Source organism: Geomonas edaphica (genome assembly GCF_004917075.1).
Classification (GTDB): Bacteria; Desulfobacterota; Desulfuromonadia; order Geobacterales; family Geobacteraceae; genus Geomonas; species Geomonas edaphica.
In genome coordinates, this window is sequence record NZ_SSYB01000001.1 from 108,162 (window position 1) to 129,934 (window position 21,773).

21 protein-coding genes are annotated in these 21,773 nt (G+C 60.5%); 11 read left to right on the forward strand and 10 right to left on the reverse strand.

Annotated elements, in window-relative coordinates:
- Window positions 1–27 precede the first annotated feature (27 nt).
- The 3 genes from E8K79_RS00445 to purM form a co-directional block, all read right to left on the reverse strand.
- Window positions 28–894 carry a ChaN family lipoprotein gene (locus E8K79_RS00445; RefSeq protein WP_136512976.1) on the reverse strand — a complete coding sequence of 289 codons (867 nt, stop codon included), beginning with the start codon at window positions 892–894 and terminating at the stop codon, window positions 28–30.
- A 230-nt stretch (window positions 895–1,124) separates the two neighbouring features.
- Complete coding sequence (purN, locus tag E8K79_RS00450; protein ID WP_136512977.1) at window positions 1,125–1,739, reverse strand: phosphoribosylglycinamide formyltransferase; 615 nt, start codon at window positions 1,737–1,739, stop codon at window positions 1,125–1,127.
- Window positions 1,740–1,755: 16 nt separating this feature from the next.
- Entirely contained in the window at window positions 1,756–2,802 is a 1,047-nt protein-coding gene (purM, locus tag E8K79_RS00455; protein WP_136512978.1) for a phosphoribosylformylglycinamidine cyclo-ligase, read from the reverse strand.
- A gap of 143 nt (window positions 2,803–2,945) precedes the next feature.
- On the opposite strand from purM, the gene rimI reads away from it, so the two are divergent.
- From rimI to E8K79_RS00485, 7 genes are all read left to right on the forward strand, one after another.
- Window positions 2,946–3,392 (forward strand): ribosomal protein S18-alanine N-acetyltransferase, encoded by a 447-nt coding sequence (gene rimI, locus E8K79_RS00460; protein WP_162604570.1) that lies wholly within the window; start codon window positions 2,946–2,948, stop codon window positions 3,390–3,392.
- On the forward strand, window positions 3,382–4,191 hold the full coding sequence (locus E8K79_RS00465) for a dihydroorotate dehydrogenase electron transfer subunit (protein ID WP_136512979.1): 810 nt from the start codon (window positions 3,382–3,384) through the stop codon (window positions 4,189–4,191). The genes rimI and E8K79_RS00465 overlap by 11 nt, the downstream gene beginning before the upstream one ends.
- 2 nt (window positions 4,192–4,193) lie before the next feature.
- Window positions 4,194–5,111, forward strand: coding sequence for a dihydroorotate dehydrogenase (locus E8K79_RS00470; RefSeq protein ID WP_136512980.1), 918 nt, complete (start codon window positions 4,194–4,196; stop codon window positions 5,109–5,111).
- Window positions 5,111–6,142 carry a KamA family radical SAM protein gene (locus E8K79_RS00475; protein WP_136512981.1) on the forward strand — a complete coding sequence of 344 codons (1,032 nt, stop codon included), beginning with the start codon at window positions 5,111–5,113 and terminating at the stop codon, window positions 6,140–6,142. Before E8K79_RS00470 ends, E8K79_RS00475 begins: the two co-directional genes overlap by 1 nt.
- 167 nt (window positions 6,143–6,309) lie before the next feature.
- Window positions 6,310–7,218 (forward strand): LysR family transcriptional regulator, encoded by a 909-nt coding sequence (locus E8K79_RS00480; RefSeq protein ID WP_136512982.1) that lies wholly within the window; start codon window positions 6,310–6,312, stop codon window positions 7,216–7,218.
- A gap of 512 nt (window positions 7,219–7,730) precedes the next feature.
- Window positions 7,731–7,886 (forward strand): hypothetical protein, encoded by a 156-nt coding sequence (locus E8K79_RS21190; protein ID WP_198419514.1) that lies wholly within the window; start codon window positions 7,731–7,733, stop codon window positions 7,884–7,886.
- A 62-nt stretch (window positions 7,887–7,948) separates the two neighbouring features.
- Entirely contained in the window at window positions 7,949–8,341 is a 393-nt protein-coding gene (locus E8K79_RS00485; protein WP_136512983.1) for a TraR/DksA family transcriptional regulator, read from the forward strand.
- 68 nt (window positions 8,342–8,409) lie between these two features.
- On the opposite strand, the gene E8K79_RS00490 is transcribed toward E8K79_RS00485, so the two are convergent.
- The 3 genes from E8K79_RS00490 to E8K79_RS00500 form a co-directional block, all read right to left on the reverse strand.
- Entirely contained in the window at window positions 8,410–9,498 is a 1,089-nt protein-coding gene (locus E8K79_RS00490) for an AAA family ATPase (RefSeq protein WP_136512984.1), read from the reverse strand.
- A gap of 82 nt (window positions 9,499–9,580) precedes the next feature.
- Entirely contained in the window at window positions 9,581–11,494 is a 1,914-nt protein-coding gene (locus E8K79_RS00495; RefSeq protein ID WP_136512985.1) for a SpoIIE family protein phosphatase, read from the reverse strand.
- A 131-nt stretch (window positions 11,495–11,625) separates the two neighbouring features.
- Window positions 11,626–12,207 carry an HD domain-containing protein gene (locus E8K79_RS00500; RefSeq protein ID WP_136512986.1) on the reverse strand — a complete coding sequence of 194 codons (582 nt, stop codon included), beginning with the start codon at window positions 12,205–12,207 and terminating at the stop codon, window positions 11,626–11,628.
- Window positions 12,208–12,394: 187 nt separating this feature from the next.
- On the opposite strand from E8K79_RS00500, the gene E8K79_RS00505 reads away from it, so the two are divergent.
- Complete coding sequence (locus E8K79_RS00505) at window positions 12,395–13,798, forward strand: sigma-54-dependent transcriptional regulator (protein WP_246043646.1); 1,404 nt, start codon at window positions 12,395–12,397, stop codon at window positions 13,796–13,798.
- Here E8K79_RS00505 and gptM read toward each other — a convergent pair.
- A complete protein-coding gene (gene gptM, locus E8K79_RS00510; RefSeq protein ID WP_136513939.1) occupies window positions 13,767–15,128 on the reverse strand; it encodes a geopeptide radical SAM maturase in 1,362 nt (453 codons plus the stop codon). The two genes, E8K79_RS00505 and gptM, sit on opposite strands and share 32 nt — an antisense overlap.
- A 352-nt stretch (window positions 15,129–15,480) precedes the next feature.
- Between gptM and E8K79_RS00515 the strand changes: the two genes are divergently transcribed.
- Genes E8K79_RS00515 through E8K79_RS00525 form a run of 3 tightly spaced genes read left to right on the forward strand, consistent with a single transcriptional unit; the run spans window position 15,481 to window position 19,716 of the window.
- Entirely contained in the window at window positions 15,481–17,310 is a 1,830-nt protein-coding gene (locus E8K79_RS00515; protein ID WP_246043648.1) for a TonB-dependent receptor plug domain-containing protein, read from the forward strand.
- Window positions 17,298–18,143, forward strand: a complete 846-nt coding sequence (locus E8K79_RS00520) for an ABC transporter substrate-binding protein (protein WP_136512987.1) — start codon at window positions 17,298–17,300, stop codon at window positions 18,141–18,143. Before E8K79_RS00515 ends, E8K79_RS00520 begins: the two co-directional genes overlap by 13 nt.
- Window position 18,144: 1 nt before the next feature.
- Entirely contained in the window at window positions 18,145–19,716 is a 1,572-nt protein-coding gene (locus tag E8K79_RS00525) for a sensor histidine kinase (RefSeq protein WP_136512988.1), read from the forward strand.
- Here E8K79_RS00525 and E8K79_RS00530 read toward each other — a convergent pair.
- The 3 genes from E8K79_RS00530 to cheB all read right to left on the reverse strand — a co-directional run bounded on the left by E8K79_RS00530 (window position 19,713) and on the right by cheB (window position 21,763).
- On the reverse strand, window positions 19,713–20,012 hold the full coding sequence (locus tag E8K79_RS00530; protein ID WP_136512989.1) for a hypothetical protein: 300 nt from the start codon (window positions 20,010–20,012) through the stop codon (window positions 19,713–19,715). The genes E8K79_RS00525 and E8K79_RS00530 overlap by 4 nt on opposite strands.
- A 290-nt stretch (window positions 20,013–20,302) precedes the next feature.
- On the reverse strand, window positions 20,303–20,677 hold the full coding sequence (locus E8K79_RS00535; RefSeq protein ID WP_136512990.1) for a response regulator: 375 nt from the start codon (window positions 20,675–20,677) through the stop codon (window positions 20,303–20,305).
- A 15-nt stretch (window positions 20,678–20,692) separates the two neighbouring features.
- Entirely contained in the window at window positions 20,693–21,763 is a 1,071-nt protein-coding gene (gene cheB / locus E8K79_RS00540; RefSeq protein WP_136512991.1) for a chemotaxis-specific protein-glutamate methyltransferase CheB, read from the reverse strand.
- Window positions 21,764–21,773: the final 10 nt, after the last annotated feature.

Genomic DNA, 21,773 nt, shown 5'->3' on the forward strand with positions numbered 1-21,773 from the left:
TTTCTCCCCCCGCATTGATTCGAGCGGTCAGAACGGCTCGATCAAAAGGTAGTCCGCGTCCTCCCTGGTGACGTTCCCCTGGTTCAAAGGGGGCATGGGAGGGAGGATGATCCGGTACGAAAGCCCGCCGCGCAGCTCCGAAGGAATCCCGCCGACACCCCTCACATGCGCTCCCCCTGCGATCACCACCATCACCCGGTCCGGATTGGCGGCAAGGTAGCTCTCGATGCGCCGCGCCATCACCACGTTTCTTAGCATCTGCGCCTCGGCTATGTTGCGGAATCCCTCGGCATCCTTTCCGTGCGAGGGGGAATAGCCGCGCATGAAGCCGAGGTAGTTCTCGCTCACCGTGGCATTGGTCCCCGGGGGCAACTGGGCCAGCTCTTCCTTGGACAGGTCTCCGAAACCGCGCCGCGCCACCGCCTGCACCAATTCGCGCGGCGCGTTCAGCCCCACGATCGGGATGCGGTTTTCCTTGGCGAAGTGGAAGATGTCGGCGTACATCTCCCAGGGGATGTAGCGCCAGCTGAGCGCGTACACCTTCTTAAAGGCGGTCTCGGGGACCTTTCCGGCTGTGTAGGCGTCAAGTGCGGGCTGGCTCGTCTGCTCGAACATCTCCATGCCGATGGCGAGATGCTTTCCCTGCGCCTTGAGCGCCTCGAGGACCCGCAGTTGCAGCTCGTGGTGCGCCCCGGCATCGTGGGCCTCGCCGACGAAGATGATGCGCGCGCTGGAAACGTCGCTGATCATGGCGGGGACCTCAACCACGGTGCGGTCCTCCACCTTGAGCGCCTTGTTGATGGAACAGCCGGTGAGGAGGATGAAAAGCAAGGGAAGGAGCGCCTTCGCGGCGAAGGGGAGCGGCATCGACTGCATGTGACGGAACAAGGTCATGGCGGCAGCCTTTCATGGGGGTGAGTGGAGAATAAAGCCCCTCCCACCGGAGGGGGGAGGATGGGAGGGGGGAAGGGCTGGTTAAGCTGCTGCGCGCCCCCTCCCTGACCCTCCCCCTACGGGCCTTCGCCCACCGTAGGGCTTCGGTCCGCAGGCGGGGGCGGGGATGCTCTGGAAAAACGAAAAGACCCCGCCGGAGTCCGGCGGGGTCTTGATGACGTTGATTTTGGCTAGGCTCCGACCGTTACCACGCGGCCGTCCACCTTGAGGGCACCTTCGCTGAAGAGCCTGATCGCCTCGGGGTAGATGCGGTGCTCTTCTTTCTGGATGCGGGCCGAGAGGGTATCCTCGGTGTCCCCTTCAATGACGGGAACGGCGGCCTGGATGATGATGGGGCCGGTGTCGCAGCCGCAGTCGACGAAGTGCACGGTGCAGCCGGCGACTTTGGCGCCGTAGTCGAGCGCCTGGCGCTGGGCGTGCAGCCCTGGGAAAGCGGGCAAGAGCGCCGGGTGGATGTTCATCACCCGCATCGGGAAGGCGTCCAAGAGCACCTGCGTGATGATGCGCATGAAGCCGGCGAGCACGACGAGCTCCACGCCGAATTCGCGCAGGCTTGCCACCAGCGCCTCGTCGTACGCCTCGCGCCCCGAGTAGGTACGGTGGTCCAAGTGCAGTGCCGGGATGCCCGCCTTCTTCGCGCGCTCGAGGCCGAAGGCGTCCGCCTTGTTGCTGATCACGCAGACGACGCGCCCCGCGATCTTGCCGCAAGCGCAGGCGTCGAGGATGGACTGCAGGTTGCTGCCGCTACCGGAGATCAGCACCCCTATTTTCAGCTCTTTTCCCATACGGCTATCGCGCGGCCTAGACCAGCTCCACGCACTCCTTGCCCGGCTCGCACTTGACCACTTCGCCGATCATGTACGCGGTTTCGTTCAGGCCGGAAAGCCTGATCATGATGTCGTCCGCTTCACGCTCCGGCACGACGAGCACCATGCCAATGCCGCAGTTGAAGGTGCGGTACATCTCGTTTTCCTCGATGTTGCCGCCCTTGCGGATGGTCTGGAAGATGGCCGGGATTTCCCAGCTGTCCTTCTTGATCACCGCCTTGCAGCCGTTGGGGAGCACGCGCGGCACGTTTTCGAGGAGACCGCCGCCGGTGATGTGGGCGAGGCCGGAGATGTTGAAGTCGCGCAAAAGGTTCAGTACCGAGCGGACGTAAATGCGGGTCGGGGTGAGGAGTTCATCGGCGACCGTCTTGTCGAGCCCCGGAAGGGTATCGTTGATGCCGAGCCCCATGTGCTCGAGGATCACCTTGCGTGCCAGCGAGTAGCCGTTGGAGTGCAGACCGGAGGAGGCGAGGCCGATAAGCTTGTTCCCCACGGTGATGGAAGAGCCGTCGATGATCTTCTCGCGTTCGACCACACCCACGGCGAAACCGGCCATGTCGTACTCGTCACCTGTGTAGAAACCGGGCATCTCGGCGGTCTCGCCGCCGATCAGGGCACAGCCTGCCTGAACGCACCCTTCGGATACACCCTTGATGATGGAGGCGCCTTTTTCGGGGTGGAGCTTTGCTGTGGCCAAGTAGTCGAGGAAGAAGAGCGGCTCAGCCCCCTGCACGATGATATCGTTCACGCACATCGCGACGAGGTCGATGCCGATCGTGTCATGGCGATCGGCAAGGAAGGCGATTTTCAGCTTGGTGCCGACGCCGTCGGTGCCCGAGACAAGCACAGGGTGCTTATACTTGCCGGTATTGAGTGAGAACAGCCCGCCAAATCCGCCGATGTCGGCAAGCACTTCCGGACGGGAAGTGGCTTTGACCAACGGCTTGATCATCTTTACAAAGGTGTTCCCAGCATCTATGTCTACACCGGCATCTTTATATGTGATTTTCGTCTCTTCCAAGGTGAAACCTCCAATAAAATAAAGGAGAAATCTATCTCATATCCCTCTAAAAGTCAAAGTGAAAAAATTGTTTACTTCGCCTTATGCATTGCTTATCATGCCGGGCTGTGCCTGCCCCCGGGGAGAAAATAACGCTGCGTCGCATGCGTAGCGATGACCTTGATAGTGTCCTTCAAATCGAGACAGCTTCCTTCCCCCGCCCCTGGTCAAGAAAGCACTTTGAGGACGAAATTTCCGCCTCCGGGAGCCATCCCGTGGTGGCCGAAACGGACGACCTGCCGGTCGCGGGTTACCTCTGCCTGAAGCAGGTCCTGGACGAGGCGGAGATCCTCGATGTCGCCGTCGACTCAAGGGCCAGGGGGAGGGGGATCGGGCGTGCCTTAGTTCTCTGGGCCGCCTCCTTCTGCCGCGAGCACGCCGTGTGCGTCTTAGCCCTGGAGGTGCGGGTCGGGAACGTCGAGGCGATCTCCCTATACGAGGGGATGGGGTTTCGCGAGGTCGGACGGCGTCGGAAATACTACGAAAATGGCGACGACGCCATTTTGATGGATCTGAATATCGGTGAAACAGAGGAGTGCGATGCAGTTTAAAGCTATGGTTCTTTCGAACGTGGAGCTGTCGCCCGGTTACTTCCGGATGAAGATGACCGCTCCGCAGGAGTTGGCGTCCTCGGCGCCGGGGCAGTTTCTCATGCTCAAGGTGAACGACGCCATCGACCCGCTTTTGAGGCGTCCTTTCGGTCTCTTCGACGTCGGCAGCTTCCTTCCGGAGTACGCCGGTTGCGGTGCACAGATTTACTGCGAGATCCTCTACAAGGTGGTGGGGAAGGGGACGAAGCTCCTCTCCGCGCTGCACCACGGCGATCTGGTGGACCTTCTCGCCCCGCTCGGCAAGGGGTTCGACTTGGGTCCCGCCGGCGAGGAGAAGGTGCTGGTCGGCGGCGGCGTGGGACTCGCGCCGCTTTACTACCTCGCCAAGGAGCTGAAAAACCGCGGCGAGAAGGTGCGCCTCTTCGCAGGGGGGCGTAACCGCGACGACATCCTCTGCATAACGGAATTCGAGCGGCTTGGCGTCGAGACCTATGTGGCGACCGACGACGGGACTCTCGGCGAGCGCGGCTTCGTGACCCAGGTCCTCGAACCTCACCTCGCCCCCGGGACGCGCATCTTCGCCTGCGGCCCGACCCCCATGCTGAACGCGGTGGCGAAGATGGCGCAGAAAAGCGGCGTCCCCTGCCAGGTTTCCATGGAGGCGTACATGGCCTGCGGCGTTGGTGCATGCCTTGGCTGCGTCATGAAGGGAGCGAACCACACCGAGGAGACCCCTGACTACCGCTGCGTCTGCAAGGACGGTCCCGTTTTCGACAGCTTCGAACTGCAATGGAGTTAACAATGCAACGACCTGATATGTCCGTGGCCATAGCCGGGATCGAGATGCGCAACCCCGTGATGACCGCTTCCGGCACCTTCGGCTATGGGGCCGAGTTCGCCGATTACCTGAATCTCGAGAGCATCGGCGCGATGATCACCAAGGGGCTCTCCCTGAAACCGAAGGCGGGCAACCCGACGCCGCGCATCGTGGAGACCTCCGGCGGCATGCTGAACGCGATCGGCCTGCAAAACGTCGGCATCGACGCCTTCATCGAGCAGAAGCTCCCGTATCTTAAAAACGTGAACACCCCGGTGATCGCGAACCTCTACGGCAACACCCTCGAGGAGTACGGCGAGGTGGCGAGCCGCCTGGATGGGCTTGCCGGTGTCGCCGGCATCGAGGTGAACATCTCCTGCCCCAACGTGAAGCAGGGTGGCATCGTCTTCGGGACCGATCCTAGTGCCGCGCAGGAGGTGGTTTCCCTGGTGAAGAAGAACACCTCGAAGCCGCTCATCGTGAAGCTCTCCCCCAACGTGACCGACGTGGTGGTGATGGCCAAGGCCTGCGCCGACGCCGGAGCCGACGCGCTCTCGCTCATCAACACCCTGACCGGCATGGCGATCGACCTTGAGCGCCGCCGCCCGGTGCTCGCCAATGTGACCGGCGGCCTTTCCGGCCCGGCCATCAAGCCGGTTGCGCTCAGGATGGTCTGGCAGGTGGCGAAGGCGGTTTCCCTTCCCATCATCGGCATCGGCGGCATCATGACCGGCCGGGACGCCCTCGAGTTCATGCTCGCCGGCGCCACCGCAGTCCAGGTCGGTACCGCGAGCTTCCTCGACCCTTCGGCGGCGCAGAGGATCGCCCGCGAGATGGAGGAGTACCTCGTCGAGCATGACATTGCGTCGGTACGTTCCCTGGTCGGAGCCCTCGAGGTCTGATGGAAGCCTGGGAGAAGAGCCTTAGAAACTGCATCACCAGCCCGGAGGAGCTTGCCGGGCTTTTTCATGTGCAGGGTGAGGAACTAGGCGAGGTGGTGCGCCGCTACCCGATGCGGATCACCCCTTACTACCTGGGGCTCATCCGCGAGCCGGGGGACCCGATCTGGCGCCAGTGCGTCCCGGACCCGGCAGAAATGCACGATCTTGTCCAGTCCCCCGATCCGCTTGACGAGGAGCGCCTCTCTCCGGTCCCGGGGCTCATCCACCGCTACCCGGACCGGGTGGTGTTCCTGGTCTCCACCGCCTGCGCCGTCTACTGCCGTTTCTGCATGAGAAAGCGCGGCGTCGGGTGCCAGGGGATGAGCCCGGCCCCGGTAGACGAGGCGGTGGCCTACATAGCGGCGCACCCGGAGATCCGCGACGTGATCCTCTCCGGTGGCGACCCCCTGCTTCTCTCCGACGAGCGCCTGGAGGCGATCCTCGCCGCGCTGCACCGTATCCCCCACGTCGAGATCATCCGGATCGGGACCCGCGCGCCGGTTACCCTGCCGGAGCGCATCACCGCGAAGCTTGCGCGCATGCTGAAGCGCTACCAGCCGCTCTATGTGAATACCCACTTCAACCATCCGCGCGAGGTGACCGAAGCCTCGGCGAAGGCATGCGCCCGCCTGGCCGACGCCGGCATCCAGCTCGGCAACCAGACCGTCCTCCTCAAGGGGGTGAACGACGCCCCCCGCGTCATGCGCGAGCTGATGCAGCGCCTGCTCGCCATCCGCGTGCGCCCCTATTACATCCACCAGATGGATCTCGTGCAGGGGACCGCCCACTTCAGGACGCGCGTGGCCGACGGCATGAAGGTCGTGGCCGCCCTGCGCGGGCACACCTCCGGGCTCGCCGTGCCGCACTACGTCATCGATTTGCCGGGGGGGAAGGGAAAGGTCGAGGTCTCCTCCGCCCGTTTCAGCGAGGACGGCAGCCGCCTTACGGTGACCAACTACCTGGGCGAGGAGATCGAGTACCGGGAAGTCTGAGCGGCGCCCCGAGTCATCTTCCTGCCAAGGGCCGGATCATCCGTGATGCGGCCTTTTTTGCGTCCGCTCTGTTTCGTTTCTTGTGGACAGGAGACCCCTTGCCTTGTGTCTGGCAATCGTGCTATAAGAATTGCTAAATTCTGATTCTTATATATAAGGTGTTTTGAATGCAAACTGAGTACCTGAAGACGCTGGTGGTATTGGGGCAGGTGGGGAGCTTCTCGAAGACGGCGACGGATCTTTCCATCACCCAGTCCGCGGTGTCGCAAAGGATCAAGTTTCTCGAGGACTACTACGGACGGCAACTGGTGGACCGCGGCGGGAAGGTGCTGCTGCTCACCGATGCCGGGAAGCTTGTGGTGAACCGCGCCGAACAGATCCTGCTCCTTGAGGCTCAGTTGGCGAACGATCTGAAGCAGCAGGGGGAAAAGCTGCGCCTTTCCATCTGCTGTACCCCGACCTTCGGCGTCGCCTTTCTTCCTCAGGTCATGGAGCGTTTCATGCTGCGCGAGGCGGACACCGTCGACCTTCGCTTCATGTTCCATTCCCTCGACCAGACCATGAAGGAGCTGCAGGAAAACGAGTTCGACCTGGCCGTCATCGAGCACTGCGATGAGATTGAGGTCGGCGGCTTCCATACCGTGGATCTGCCCCGGGATGAGCTGGTCTTCGTGAGCTCACCATCGCTTGGGCTGCAGGAGAGGGAGGTCGAACTGGAGCGACTTTTTCAACACTGCCTGATTGCACGCAAGTCTGACTGCACCTCGCGGAAGCTGCTCGACGTGAACCTCTCCCGGCACGGCCACAAGGTCGAGGACTTCAAGAGGGTCGTAATCGTGGACGATCTGCGGTTGGCGCTAGAAACTGTAGTGAGTGGCGGAGGGGTCTCATTCGTCTCACGTAGCCTTGCCGTCAAGGAACTGGAAAGCGGCCAACTAATCGAGCATTCGGTTCGGGGCTTCGAGCAGTTGCGCAGGCGCAGCGTGATTATTAATTCCGAGCGCAAAGATGACCAGGAGGTGGTGAGCTTTCTCGAGTGTATCAGCGCGTCCTTCCCCATAGGGTGCGTCTGCTGAGGTCAAGGCAAAAAATGGCCCCGGAAGCTGCCGGCATCCGGGGCGTAATAGCAGTGCTGCAGGGAATTTTTAGCTCTGGTTCTATGTCTGTTTAGGAACTGTAGGGCTTTCGCTGCCGCTGTGACTGAAGCTCGGTATGACTGAGCCGTCCGGGCTTTACTTGTGTGTAGTTTTATAAATTTTAACTAACGATCCATCTATAGCAGTCTTTCATGTCTTCTGTCAAATATTTTCCTCTTCTGTTACACCCTGCTATTACCTCACAACAATTTCTCATTTTCCCATCTAGTTTCATGCCTGATCCATTTCCTTTCTTTCATTGCTATAATTGATTGCTGGTTGCACTTTTTACATTCAGTGTTGCGAAGATTCTTATTATATTATTAGTGTTTGTTATGTATTTTCTCTAGTAAAAGGCAGGTCCGTGCTGCAGGGACGCCGACCACCAGCCAGTTTGACTTTTTGGGGTATACTGGTGCTGGTTTGAAAACGGCTCTTGCCAAGGAGGCCATATGAGAAGAGTGAGCACGGAAGAGGACATAGGGAAAGACCGCTCCGTTATCAAAGAGGGGACCGAGGTCTGTGCACTGTGCGGCTCGCAACTGGAGAGGGACAAGGAGAGCGGCGAACTCTTTTGCCCCTTGTGCGATGTCGAGAACCTTCCCTGAGGCGACGTTTGTGCATGCACGTGCATCGCGTCCCGATGGACGCAGGTGCAAAGGAGGACGAGATGCCGGAAAAACTGGCAGGCGACGAGCTGGAATTCAGGAACCTCTTGGCCGAGCACAAACGCAGGCTCTGGTCTGAGTTGAGGGAAGAGATCTTCGCCCAGGCCGGCGAAGATCTCGCCACGCAGTACGACATACCGCAGGACCCCGGCGAGAAGAGCATGCTCGACAGTCTATCCGACGCGGGGCTTGCCATAGCCGACATAAGGCGGCAGCAACTGACCCAGTTGGAAGAGGCGCAAAGGCGCATCGAGTCGGGAACTTACGGCAAATGCGAGGGGTGCGGTGAGCGGATCGGCCTGGACCGGCTGAAGCTCATGCCTTTTACGGCGTACTGCATCGACTGTCAACGGGATCGGGAAGTGCCGACGAAACCGCCGGGGACGAAGCTTTGATGGGCAAGTAAGAGGGGTAAGAGTAAGAGGGGCGGGGACTGGTAACTATTTACCTGTCCCCGCTTTTTTTATAGCAGGGCGTCTATTGCGGAGAAGTCCACGTCCTTCTCGGCGTTGGCCATGATCCAGTTGAGCTTTTCTTGGTCCTCGTAGGTGATCTTCGCCACGTCGTCGGAAAGGGCGGTGAAGACGTCCGCGGTGGTCTCTTCCACCCTGATGAAGGGGATACCCGAGTCGAAGAGGATCTGCTGGGTGACCTCGGAAACCGGGGCGTGGCCGGATAGTACGATACCGGCGATTTTCTCCTTGTACGCCGGGATGTGGTAAAGCGAGGAGAGCGTCACGATGAGCTCGTCCCTCGAGCTCGTCACGATCATCAGCGTGGAGTCCAAAAGCCCGTCCACCACCCGCTGTGAGGAGGCGGCGCCCAACTGGATGTTGTGTATGATCCTGCTTTTCTGTTGGTGATCCCCCTGAAGCGGCAGATCGAACAGTTTGGAGATGTGGCTGAGGGTAGGGTTGGCGAGGATCGGCGAGTAGTTGAAGCCGTCGATCACCTTGATTTTCGGTTCGAAGGCGCGTTTCAGGTACTTGCAGGTCACTTCCTTCTTGCTCGGCATCATCTTGTTGACGATGATTCCTCTCACGTCCGCACCTTCGCGCTCATAAAGGGCGAGGTTCAGGTGCACCGCGTCGATCACCTTGCCGATGCCGCTTTCGCTCACGATCACCACCGGCGCGTCGATCAGCTTCGCCACCTTGGCGTTGGAAAGCCCGATCACCGCACCCACGCCGCCGTGTCCCGCCCCTTCGATGATCAGAAAGTCGTACTTATTCTCGAGCTCCCTCACCGCCTCTAGGATGCAGTCGGAGAGCGAAAGGTCGTCCAGTTTTCCCGCCAGGTAGTCCTTAGTGAAGTCGCGGTGCAGGGCGACCGGGGACATGAGGGCGATGTCCTCTTCCATGCCGAAGGCCTTCGCCATCAAGAGGGCGTCCATGTCCACCATGAAATCGTCGTAGAGGAGCACTTTCGGGCCGAAAGGTTTCACGAAACCGACCCGCTTGTACTTCTTCCTCGCCTGGTGCATGAGCGAAATGCTGATGGTCGTCTTGCCACAGTTTTGTCCGGTCGCCGCAACGAAGATCTTTTTCGCCATATGCACACCCCTGAATCTTTTGAATGGCGTATGTTTACACCATCGCGGCGTGCATCGTCAAGAAAAGTAATCGGGTGAGGGGTCAGGGGAGGAACTTGAGGGCGAGCATGGAGATGTCGTCGTTGAAGGTGGCGCTACCGGTGAAGGCGCGCAGGGCATCGAGGATCGCCTCTATGATGCCTGCGGCGGTCTTTTTGTGCTCGCGGGCCAGCACCCCTTTCAGCCTCTCTTTGCCGAAGAACTCGCCGTCGCCGTTTTCCGTCTCGGTGATGCCGTCGGTGTACAAAAGCAGCATGTCCCCCTTTTCTACCTGTATCGACAATTCATGAAAGGCGACGCGGCGCTGCACCCCGAGGATGAGCCCCTCGGCGTCTAGCTCGAAGAAGCGCTCCTCCGCCGGCCGGTACAGAAGGGGAGGGGGGTGCCCGGCGTTACTGTAGCGGAGTTTGCCGGTGCCCCGCTGATAGCTCAGGTAGGACATGGTGATGAAGAGTTCCGCGCGGCTTAGGTCGTCGAGGAGGATCTCGTTTAGCGCCGCGACTACCTGGGCCGGGCCGTCCAAGGCCGGCATCTGGGCGTGCAGTACGCTTCTCGTCTCCACCATGATGAGCGCGGCTCCCACGCTGTGCCCGGATACGTCGGCGATGACCAGGTCGAGCCGTTCGCCGTGGGGCAGGATGTCGAAGTAGTCACCGCCGATGTGGCTTGCCGGGACGCAGCGCCCCGCGCAGTCGATGCCGCTTAAAAGGGGAGGGGAGGCGGGAAGCAGCGAGAGCTGGATCTGTCGTGCGATCTCCATCTCCTTGTGAAGGCTCGTGTTTTGCAAAAGCGCCTGCTCGGCGAGCTTGCGCTCGGTGATGTCCTGTTTGATGCAGATGAAGTGCTTGATCCGCCCTGTCTCGTCGGTTACCGGCGTGATGGTCTGCTCCTCGGGGTAGAGCTCGCCGTTTTTACGCCGGTTCACCATTTCGCCGTGCCAGGTCCTGCCTGACATGATGGTGTTCCAGAGGTCTTCATAGAAGTCGGGGGCGTGACGGTCCGATTTTAGAAAGCTTAGATCCCGTCCCACCGCCTCGGCTTCGGTATAGCCGGTCATCCTGGTGAAGGCGGCGTTCACCGAGAGCACCATACCACGGCTGTCGGTGATGACGATGGCGTTCGCCGCCGCCTCAAGCGCCGCACTTTGCACCTGCAGCGATTCCTCTGCACGTTTTCGTTCGGAGATGTCCGAGATGAGGCCGTCGTAGGCGATCAGTTCCCCGCGCTCGCTGTAACGCGGCACGATGGTGTTGATGACCCAGCGCAGCGAGCCGTCCTTGTGGCGGATCCGGTGTTCCAGCGAGGGGACCTCCCTGCCGGCCTTCACCTCCTCGGTGAGTCCGGTTACCGCAGCGCGGTCCTCCTCGTGGATCATCTGGTACCAGAGGAAGGGGTTGTCGACGTACTCCTCGTTGCTGTACCCGGTCACCGAGAGGCATCCCGGGCCGTGCGTCGTTCGCACCACCTCGCCGTCGCTTAGGCTTACCGTGTAGATGTAGTCGGTGACCGCGGCGACGAGCCTCTTGTAGCGCCGCTCGCTTCGGACCAGGGCGGCTTCCGCCTCGCGTTTTTTGCGCCGCACCTCTGCCTCGTGCATCTCGCGTTCGATGGCCGGGATCAGGCGTGAGGTGTGCCCCTTGATCAGGTAGTCGTTGGCCCCCTCCTTCATGGCGCCCACCGCCGTGTCCTCGCCGATCTTGCCCGAAACGATGATGAAGGGGATGTCGAGGCCCGACTCGCGCAGCACCTGCAGGGCTTCGAGCCCGGTGAAGCCCGGGAGGACGTAGTCCGAGATCACCACGTCCCACTCGTCCTCCTCCAGCGCCCGGCGCATCGCCTCCGCGGTCTCGACCCGCTTGGCGATGGGTGCGTAGTTGCCGCGGCGCAGCTCGAAGGTAAGGAGCAGGGTGTCGTCCTCGGAGTCTTCCACAATCAGCACGCGCAGCGGTTTTCCCATGAAAACACCTGTAGAGAGGGACACATGATCGGTGCAGACCCGGCTTGAGGGTGGGGCGCAAAAAATGCCCTGTGACGCTGCACCCTTAGCAGTATAGCATATTCCTTGGTCCGGTGCGGATGGGAGGCTAATTAGGATGATGCAAGGGGGAGGACTTCCGTGGGAGTGCCGAGGCCGAAGTCGGCGAGCCAGTTTTCGAAGATGCGGACCTTTTCCAAGCTGAAGCGCGCGAGGTCACTGCGTACCTGTTCAGTGCTCTTTTCCCGTTCCAGTTCGCCCCCCTTCTTTGAGTAGAAGAGGTCGGCGAGGGCCACGATGCGCTCGCAGTCGGTCACCGGGGACATCTCGCGCTCGGGAAGGGCGAGCTTTTGCTCGACGATGTCCCGCGCGGTGAGCCCGACACCTATGTGACGCTCGCAGACCATGGCGTGGCGCGGCAGCCCCTCGGCATCGAGTATCTTGCGCCCGATGATGCCGTGGCTTAGATAAGGCGCCTTGCCGAAACAGTTGAGCTTAGGCGCGTAGACGCGGGAGACACCGATGTCGTGCAGCAGAGCCGCCTCTTCGATAAAGCCAAGGTCGAGCTGCTTCCCTTTGACGCCTTCGGCTATGGCGAGCGCCTTGTCAGCCACCATGCGGCTGTGTCGGAATACTATCTCCAGTCCCTGTGGGTTGTCTGCGAAATATTTTTCCAGGAGTGCTCTAGGATTCATGTATGCCTCCGTAGTTTCTGGTCTTGCTCAAGGGTAGATTAAGCCGATTCCGCCTGTCATTGCAACATGATTGACGCGGCGAGTATCACGAAAATATCCGCGCGTAAGGAGAAGAAGGTTGAATAAAGGAGCTTAATAATATATGATGTGAGTCCTTTAAGTATACTGTTCCGATCCGGGTGGTGTGATGAGAGCAAAAACGGTTACCCAGCAACAGATGCTTGTCGTGGACGACGAACCGGGGATCCTCAACGAGGTATCGTTGCTCCTTGCGGCCAGCGACATCCCCGAAGTCACAACCATCTCCGACAGTCGCCAAGTGCTCCCATACCTGCGCGAGCGCCGGGTGAGTGCGGTGGTCCTCGACTGGGTGATGCCCAACGTCTCTGGGGCGGAGATCCTTCAGAGCCTCACCGTGGAGCACCCGGAGGTCCCTGTGATCGTGATGACCGCGATGGGGGACGTGGAGACAGCGGTCGCCTGCATGCGCCAGGGGGCCTTTGACTTTTTGACCAAGCCGGTCGACCCGAACCGTCTGGTGGCGAGCGTCAAAAAGGCGATGCAGGTGAGCGAGCTTGGGCAGCAGAACCGGATGCTCAAGGACTACCTCCTTGCCGATACCCTTGGGAACCCAGAAGCCTTCGCCGGCATAGTCACCGAATCAAAGAAGATGCGTGGCATCTTCCAGTACATCGAGGCGATCGCCTCCTCGAGGCTCCCCGTGCTCATTACCGGAGAGACCGGCGTGGGAAAGGAACTCCTCGCCCGCGCGGTCCACGAAGTCTCAGGGGTGTCGGGACCCTTTATTTCGCTGAATGCGGCAGGTCTCGACGATTTCATGTTCTCCGATACCCTTTTCGGGCACAAGAAGGGGGCCTTCACCGGTGCGGACAGCAAGCGCGACGGCCTGATCGCGGCTGCGGCGGGTGGGACACTCTTCCTGGACGAGATAGGCGACCTTAATCACGCTTCCCAAATCAAGCTCCTGAGGCTTTTGCAAGAGCGTGAGTACTACCGGTTGGGGTCAGACCTTTTGCTTAAAAGCGATGCCCGCATCGTTGCCGCCTCGAACATGGATTTCACCGCGCTCAGGGCAGCAGGGACCTTCAGAAACGACCTCTACTTCCGCCTTTGCGCCCACGAGTTCCGGGTTCCCCCTTTGCGGGAGAGGCTCGAGGACTTGGAGGTGCTCGTCGACTACTTCGTGCGCCAGGTCGCGGCCGAGCAGGAAAAGCCAGTGCCGAGTGTACCGTCTGCGGTGATCGCGGCGCTGCAGCAATGCAGCTTTCCCGGTAATGTCCGTGAACTGTACAACATGGTGCACCACGCCGTCACCTGCAACGACGGCGCCCCGTTGTCGGTGGCCGATTTCCCTGGGGTGGCACCCGCCCCGGCGCGGGCTCCGCAGCCGGTGGACTGTGGCAACCCGATCTTTGCGCTCTTTGGGAAGTTTCCTACGGTGCTTCAAGTGGAGGAGTATCTGATTGCCGAGGCGATGAAGATAACCAGCGGCAACCAGACCCAGGCGGCCGAACTTTTGGGGGTGACCCGCCCGACCCTCAACAAGCGGCTGAAGCAGGAGCGCCACTAATGGCAGGGGAGGGGACGCGGGACGGCGCACAGGCTTTTGCCGCTCGCGTGACGCTCGCGTAGGCAAGGTCCTGTTCCACGATCCGCTGCAGGGCGGCGTCCAGGTAGTCGCGTCGGCATTCGACCTCCCCCACTGGTTTGTCCTGCAGCAGGTTTAGGAACCGGCAACCGCCGAAGCAAAGCGGCAGGTAGGCGCACTCAAGACAGGATTCGGTGCGCCAATTGCCGACGGCGTGCGACTCCCGGTAATCCGTAATCCCGTCGGTAATATTGCCGACGGAAAAGCCGTCCCACCCCATGAGAGCAGGGCACTTGTACAGTTCCCCCTCGCAGTTCACCACGATGTTGTTCTCGAGTTCCACGATACAGGCAGCGACCTTTGGTTTGGAAGTGGAGAAGCCCCTCTTGATGGTCTCCTCACGTAGGTAGAGTTGTGTGTCGACGAGCCACGGGGCGCTTGAATTCGCACACCCGGAGGTGCGCTCTGAGCACCCTGCTTTCGGGGTCACCGGCGTGAAGAAGACCATGCGGATCTTGTCTCCGGTGATGCCCCGCTCGATGAGCTGGTCGAACAGGCGCGGGAAGTGCAGGTAGTTCTCCCTGCGGAAATTTCCGCCGAGCTGGATTGGGACTATGTCCCAAATGGCGGTGATGTTGTCCACGATGGCGTCGAAGCTTCCCGATCCGGAGGCGTAGGGTCGCTCTATATTGTGAATATGCCGCGGCCCGTCCAGGGTGAATTTCGCTCCCTTCAGTCCAAGAGCCACAAGTTCCTCGGCAAGGACGCGGGTCAACAACGTGCCGTTGGTGACGAGGTTGAAACGGTACTCGACCCCTTGGCGCTCCGCCTGTTCCTTGAGTGGTACGGAGATGCGGCGTATCAGGTCCGGTGACATGAGTGGTTCGCCGCCATAGAAGCTCAACTCAACGTCGAAGCCGCGGGTGATGCGCTCGCGCAGCAGGTAATCGACCAGGAGGTCCGCGGTGGTGTCGCTCATGTACTGCCCACCGCGGAACTCCGCCTCGTAGCAGTAACCGCAGTTTAGGTTGCAGTCCAGGTTGAGCACGACCATGGCGGTGAAGCGGCGGCTTTTCGCATTCACCCGCTCCAGCATGTCGCGCATCTGCTCGAGCTCCATCTCTGGATCGGGCACCAGCATGCCGAGGTGGGCGAGTTTGTCGCGCTCAGGCTCTGGCAGTGTGCCGTTGCGGGCATGGGACAGGGCGGCGCCGGAAAGGACGACGGCGGAAAGGCGTAAAGTGGAGAAGAGAAGAAAGTGATCGGCGCGGTTTATTGCGGGGTAGATCTTAAGGTAGCGCGACAGGTGCATAGCTTGATCCCATTTCAATATGACTGGTCATTGGATCTCGTACTGGTTTTTCAAGACCGACTGCTGCGTGCGCCACGCATATCTTTTGTGGCGCACGCAGCAGCGGGGGCTACCACGTTGTGTTGTCAAAGTAAGTGAAGATGGTCCAGCAGCAGCTTACGCCATCAGCCTGCATTTCCGGGTCAACCCCAGTCTCCAGAACTTCTAATGCCAGATTTTCCTTTGCCATTGCCATTGCCTCCTTTCGTTCGATTGATTTGGTTTGCACTGCTCCTTAGAGTGTGCTAAGATTAACACTGCTTTAATTGGATTGCAATAACTTTTAAAAAAAATTTATCTAGCGGAGGGGCTGTTGAGCAAACGTAATGACTTGCACCAGGCGAGCTATGCCATCATGAGGGTGCTTTTGTTGTCTGCGCCGCTCTTGCTGGTTCTGCTTGCCGGTACCGCATATGCCGGCGACGACCTGAGCTCTCTTGAGCTATACAACGGACCGGGGACGGAGATACTGACCGGCAGCAGGTCCCCGCGCCCGGCCTCGCAGACGGCTGAGAACATCACCGTGGTGACCTCGAAAGAAATCGAAGACTTGAACGCGCACACCCTTGCCGACGTGCTGTACAGCGTTACCGGGGTGCAGGTAGAGATGAACCGGACGCCCGGCACGGTCAGCAATTTTCGCCTCCAAGGCGCCGGCTTCAATCATGTTCTCGTCCTCATCGACAGCATCCCCATCAACAGCCTGGCCGACAATTTCCCCGACATCAGCTCCATTCCGGCCCAGATGATCGAACGCGTCGAGATTGTAAAGGGTGCGGCTTCATCTTCCTGGGGGAGTGCCCTGGGGGGCGTCATAAATGTCATCACTAAAGAACCCCAAGGAGACAGCACCTTCGGTGGGCTCGTTTCCGGCTCCTTGGGCACGCGGGAGACGGTGGATGGTAGGGTGGAGGCCAACGGTGCGCTGCAGCGTTTTGGCTACTATCTCACCGCAGGTAAACTTCGCTCTGATGGCCTGCTCCCAAACAACGGTGTTGATCTTGGTCACGCCTATGGAAAATTGCGTTACGAGTTGCCAGCAGGTGGAGAGATCGCCTTTAATACTGGGTTTAGCCGTAATGAAAGCGGTCAGATAGCGACCGAGAGGGTCAACGTCGACCAGTACGCTCGACAGTTGATCTCCATGCTGGCGCTGCGTTACCCCCTTACGCACCGACTGGTGCTCGACGCCTCGCTGCAGGCGCGGCGTTACGCTTCGCATTTCTCTGTTCTCAACCCCACTGAGACGTTGGTGTACCAGGTGGCGACCGACAAGGAGAGCAGCAAGGGGGGGACCCTGAAGCTCTCCTGGCTTGGCGATACGCACCGTTTGGTAGGAGGGATCGACTACGACCACGTAAAAGCCAACCTTAACTTCGCGGGGCAGCGAGCGGTGTGGCGCGCGGACCGAGTAGGTGTTTTCCTCATCGATACCATTACCCTGGGGGCCTTTGCCATAACCCCCAGCGCCCGCTTCGATAGGACCGGTTCTGGAGGGGACCACTTCAGCCCGAGTTTCGGAGTTACCTACGCCATCACCGAAAACAGCGTGCTGCGCGCCTATACCGCCAAGGGATACAGCCTCACCTCGCTGAATCGAGACGATTCCACGGAGAAAGTCTGGACCTCTCAGGTAGGTTTCGAAACCGGCGACTTACCGTATCTCTGGTTCAAAGGCACCATGTTCCGCAACGATACGAGCAATATCCAGCCGGATGACCCCAACCAGCCGAAGCAGAGGCAGTTGAAGGAGGGGGTGGAGGTGGAGGCGAAGACCGTCCCGGTGTGGAACACCTCCCTTTCCGCCGGGTACACATTCGTTAGGGCCACTGACAAAGACAGCGACCGCGTGCTCCATGGTGTGCCGGTGCATACCCTGAAGATAGGGCTCAGATATGACCTTGCCGAGCAACTGCACGCCGAAATAATCGGGACCTTCGTCGACTGGAACGCACCGCAACAAACCGAAGCTCGACAGATGATCTGGGACTTGCACCTTAGCAAACGGGTTGCCTCGACGGACGCCTTGGACTTTGAGGTTTTCCTTTCGCTGCGTAACCTCCTCGACGGACGGCAGTACCTTGACAGCAAGTACCAGAACGCAGGACGTTGGGGCGAAGCGGGGGTGAGATGCAAGTTCTAAGGTCCCTGCTATTTCTGCTTTTGTTGCTTACTCCCTTGCCCGCCCTTGCTTACGACGTCCTGATCGTACAGTCCATGCATGAGAAGGGGTACGAGGAAGCGGTCCGGGGCTTCAGGAAGGAATGCCGCGCCTTAAGCCGCATGATAGTCCTCTCCGATTACGCCGACCTTGACCTCGTCCGGATCGTGAGGGAAGAGCATCCAAAGGTGATCGTCGCCATCGGGGACCGCGCCCTCGAACTGGCCCAGCGGCAGGGGGAAACCCCCGTTTTGTGCATGATGGCGCTCAACGTGAAGCCGCGTCGCTGGGTAAGCGGCATCAGCATGCTTTTCGATCCGGCCCGGTACCTCTCCCTCTTCCAAACGCTCGGCACCGACCGGGTAGGGGTGCTCTACGACCCCGGGCGCAGCGGCGTCTACGTGAAAAAGGCTCTGGCCGCCTCCAAGGGGCATCTCCGTCTCGTTCTGCGTGAGGTTCACGCTCCCAAGGAAACGCCGGCCATGCTCCAGTCGCTCAGGGGAAAGGTAGACGCGCTCTGGATGATTCCGGACGTAACCGCGGTGTCTGCCGCCTCGACCGAGGCCTATTTCCTTTTCTCGCAGTCCGAGAGGGTACCGGTCGTCAGCTTCGCCGACGTCTACCTCACCATGGGGGCGGCGGCGGCACTCACCATCGACCGGTACGACATAGGAAGACAGTTGGGAGAGATGGCCCTGGATATGCTCGAGGGGAGAGACCCGGAAGAGGGGATGGTCTCCCCACGCAAGGTGCTCAGCAGGACCAACGATGGGGTGGTGCGCCAATTAAAGCTAAGCGGTCTGGGGGGGCATTGAGATGAGGAGAAGAACACTCCGGCTTCCCCCCTACGCGAAGAGCTTCCGTTTCCGTCTCTATCTGATCTTCACCGGGACCGTTGCCCTGCTTACCGCCGCCTTCGTTTCCTTCTATGTTGCCACCGAGGCGGGCACGTACCGCAGCAACCTAGAGCGCGAGGGGAAGCTTCTTGCCACTATCCTCGCGCACAACGCCCGGCTGCCGCTTTTCGCCGAGAACGTGAAGGCGCTCGAGTCGCTTGCTGAGAGTACCGCGCGCTACCCCTCGGTGCTCTCCGTTTCGATCAGCGACCGCGAGGGGAGGGTGTACGCCCGGCAGTTTAAGTCGGAGCGCATCCCTGACGACGCGGTAACCATGTCGGTCCCCATCAGTCTGCCGAGTGGACTTTCTCCTGAGTCGGCGCTTCTTGGCCACCGGGAAGGGAACGAGGAGCGGGTCATCGGGGAGGTGCGCCTTAGACTCGATACCACCGGCGAGCGCGAGCGGGTCCTCACCCTGGTCGTCGCCTCCCTGGGCATTGGGACCCTTTTCTGGATCGTGGTCTCGCTGCTTAGCTACCACGTCCTGAAGCGGGTGACCGGCTCCTTCAACCTCCTTCTGGGCGGGATTGAGGAGATTGGCTCGGGGAAGCTCTCCGCACGCGTCGATCTCGACGGGGACGACGAACTTGGTCGCGCCGCGAACGCCATAAACGCCATGGCCGCCTCGCTGGAGCTGCGCGAACTGGAAAACCTCGCACTGCAGGAGGAGCTCCTGAAAGCGATGAAACTCGAGGTGCAAGAGGAGAAGAAGCGGGTCATGGCGCGACTTATCCAGACCAACAAGATGACCTCGCTCGGACTTTTGCTCTCCTCGATGGCGCACGAGATCAACAACCCGAACGCGTCGATCCGCTTCTCCGGGCACATGATCGGCAAGATGCTGGCTGACGCGCTGCCGCTTCTGGACGGGGTATGGCAGGAAGAGGGGGACTTCTATCTCGGAGGGGTGCCTTATAACAAGGCGCGGCTCGTCCTGGTGGAAAACGCTGGAAAGATCGTGGAAAACTCGGAGCGTATCGCCATGGTGGTGCAGGGACTAAGGGACTACGGGGTCGGCGGCACGGTGCGGCAGCACCAGAAGCTGGACGTGAACGCGGCGGTCGGCGCGGCGTTGTCGGTGCTTGCCTGCCAGACCAACAAGGACATCCAGCTCAATACCTCCCTGGGCACCGGGTTACCGGTCGTCGCCGGCAGCCAGCAGCAGATCGAGCAGGTACTCATCAACCTCATTCTGAACGCCATGCAGTCCTTCACTGGCGGCCATGGCGAGATCCGCCTTACCACCCGCTGCGAGACGGGGGGAGAAGAGGTGTTAGTCGAGGTGCGTGACAACGGCAGCGGCATAGGGTCAGAAACGATGGAACGGCTCTTCGAGCCCTTCTATTCGACGAAGCTTGAGCGCGGCGGCAGCGGCCTCGGGCTCTACATCTCCCAGTACATCGTCGCCGAGCATGGCGGCCGGCTGGAGCTTACTTCTTGTCCGGGCGAGGGGACCCTCGCCACCGTGACGCTCCCGGCCGCCACCTGCTAGTGGTGGACGTGTTCTCCGCCAAGGACGGTCAGCATTCCACCGATCCGCTCCATCAGGTCGGTGAGTGCATCGCCGTGGTACCCTTCGCCGCAGATCCTGCGCATCTGGCTTAAGAGCCCCTCGAAAACGTCTTCGCCACAGGAGCCCCGGACCACCTCATTAGTTAGGGCGTCGTTCAGCAATAGCCTCTTCATCTGGATGAGTTGGATCTCCACCCGTAGCTTCTTTATGGTAGGCATGTCGCTTTGCTTGAGCAGTTGGAGGCACTGATTGATGATGCTGTACTGTTGGTCCATGATTCTCTCCCCGATAACGATGGCATCGACAACAGGGACCTTATTTCCAATATGTGTGCCAAGACTGCGATTGAGAGAAGTCGTGTTAAAACGGCAGGTTATGGTGACGCTCTCGTAGTGGCACCGAGCGGTGGGAGTGTGAAAAAATTTACACTTTCAGTCTGTTCCTACTGTTGAACTGCGCACTTTCGCACCTTTACGGCGCTAGGGTAAAAAAATGCACTGTTCGTTTTTTTACAACCTGCGCCGCTAGAGCCTTGTGGACTGGCAAAAATGGGAAGAGGGCGCCATCAGGGCCGGGCCAGACAGCCGCGCACCGTATCGGTGATCTGCGCCGCGGTGAAGGGCTTTAGGATGTAACCGTTCGCACCGGCCTCGGCCATCAGGGCGCGCATCTCCGCTTCGCTCTTCGAGGAGAGGAGCAGGATCGGGATGTCGCGGCTCACCTCGTTTTCCTTTAGCAGCTTCGCCTTCTTGTTCCCGTCCAGCATCGGCATCATGATGTCCATGATGATCAGGTCCGGTCTCTCCTTGGAGAAGATGTACCGATTTGCCTCGATGCCGTTGGTGGCGGTAAGTACCAGGTATCCTGCCTGCTCCAGTGCGTCTTTCGCCATGGCGAGCACAAGCTCGCTGTCGTCTATGATGAGGATCTTTTCGTTCATGGTGGCTCCTTTAGGTCAGGTGACGGGCGCGGCGGCGCCCGATGAGGGGTCGGGGCGTACTTCTCCGAAGAGTCGTTCCAGGACGGCGGGGATCAGGTCCAACGGGACCACCCGATCCACGGCGTCGAGTGTGATGGCGGCCTTTGGCATGCCGAATACGGCGCAGGAGGGCTCGTCCTGCACGATGGTGGTCCCACCGGCCTCCCGGATGCGCAGCATCCCCTGCGCGCCATCTCTTCCCATGCCGGTGAGCAGCACCGCCACGACCTGATCGCAGCGCTGCCGGGCGAGCGACGAGAAGAAGACGTCGATGGAAGGTCGGCAGCAGTTCACCGGGGGGGTGCCAACCAGCCGGATCGTACCGTTGTCGAGGGTGAGGTGGCTGCCGTCGGGCGCGACCAGTACCTCACCGGAGTTGCACGTGGCGCCGTCCCGGGCGGTGGTGACCGGCAGGGCGCACTCACGGTCCAGCCACTTGGCGTAGCCACGCGCAAAACCGGGAGCTATGTGCTGCACCACGAAGACGGTCCCCGGGAAACCCGCGGGAAGCGACTTCAAAAGCCGCATCACCGCCTTAGGCCCTCCGGTTGACGCGCCGATGGCGAGGATGGTGTGGCCGGCGCCGCCGTGCGGGGGAGGGATCGCCTCGGGGAGCCGCATCCTGCGCCTTGGGTGCCGAATCACCCGGATCCTCGAGAGGAAAAGGATCTTCTCCCTCAGCGTCTTTGCGAAGAGTGCAAGCGACGCCTCGTCCTCCAAAAGCGGTTTCTCCATGACATCCAGGGCGCCCCGCTTGATAGCGGCGAAGGCGCGGTCCACCTCGTTCGCCTCCACGTTGCCGGAGAGGACGAGGACCGGGGTAGGGGCCTGGGACATGATCTCCTCGATGGCGTCCAGCCCGTCCAAAACCGGCATGAGCAGGTCCATGACGACGAGGTCCGGGGCGAGTGACTGGGTCGCCTCGACCGCCTGCACGCCATCGGCCGCCTCGGCTACCACCTCGATGCCGTCCACACCGTGCAGCATGTCTTTCAAAAGCCGGCGTGCGAGGAGGGAATCGTCCGCCAGCACAATCCTCGTGGTCATGTCGCTCCTT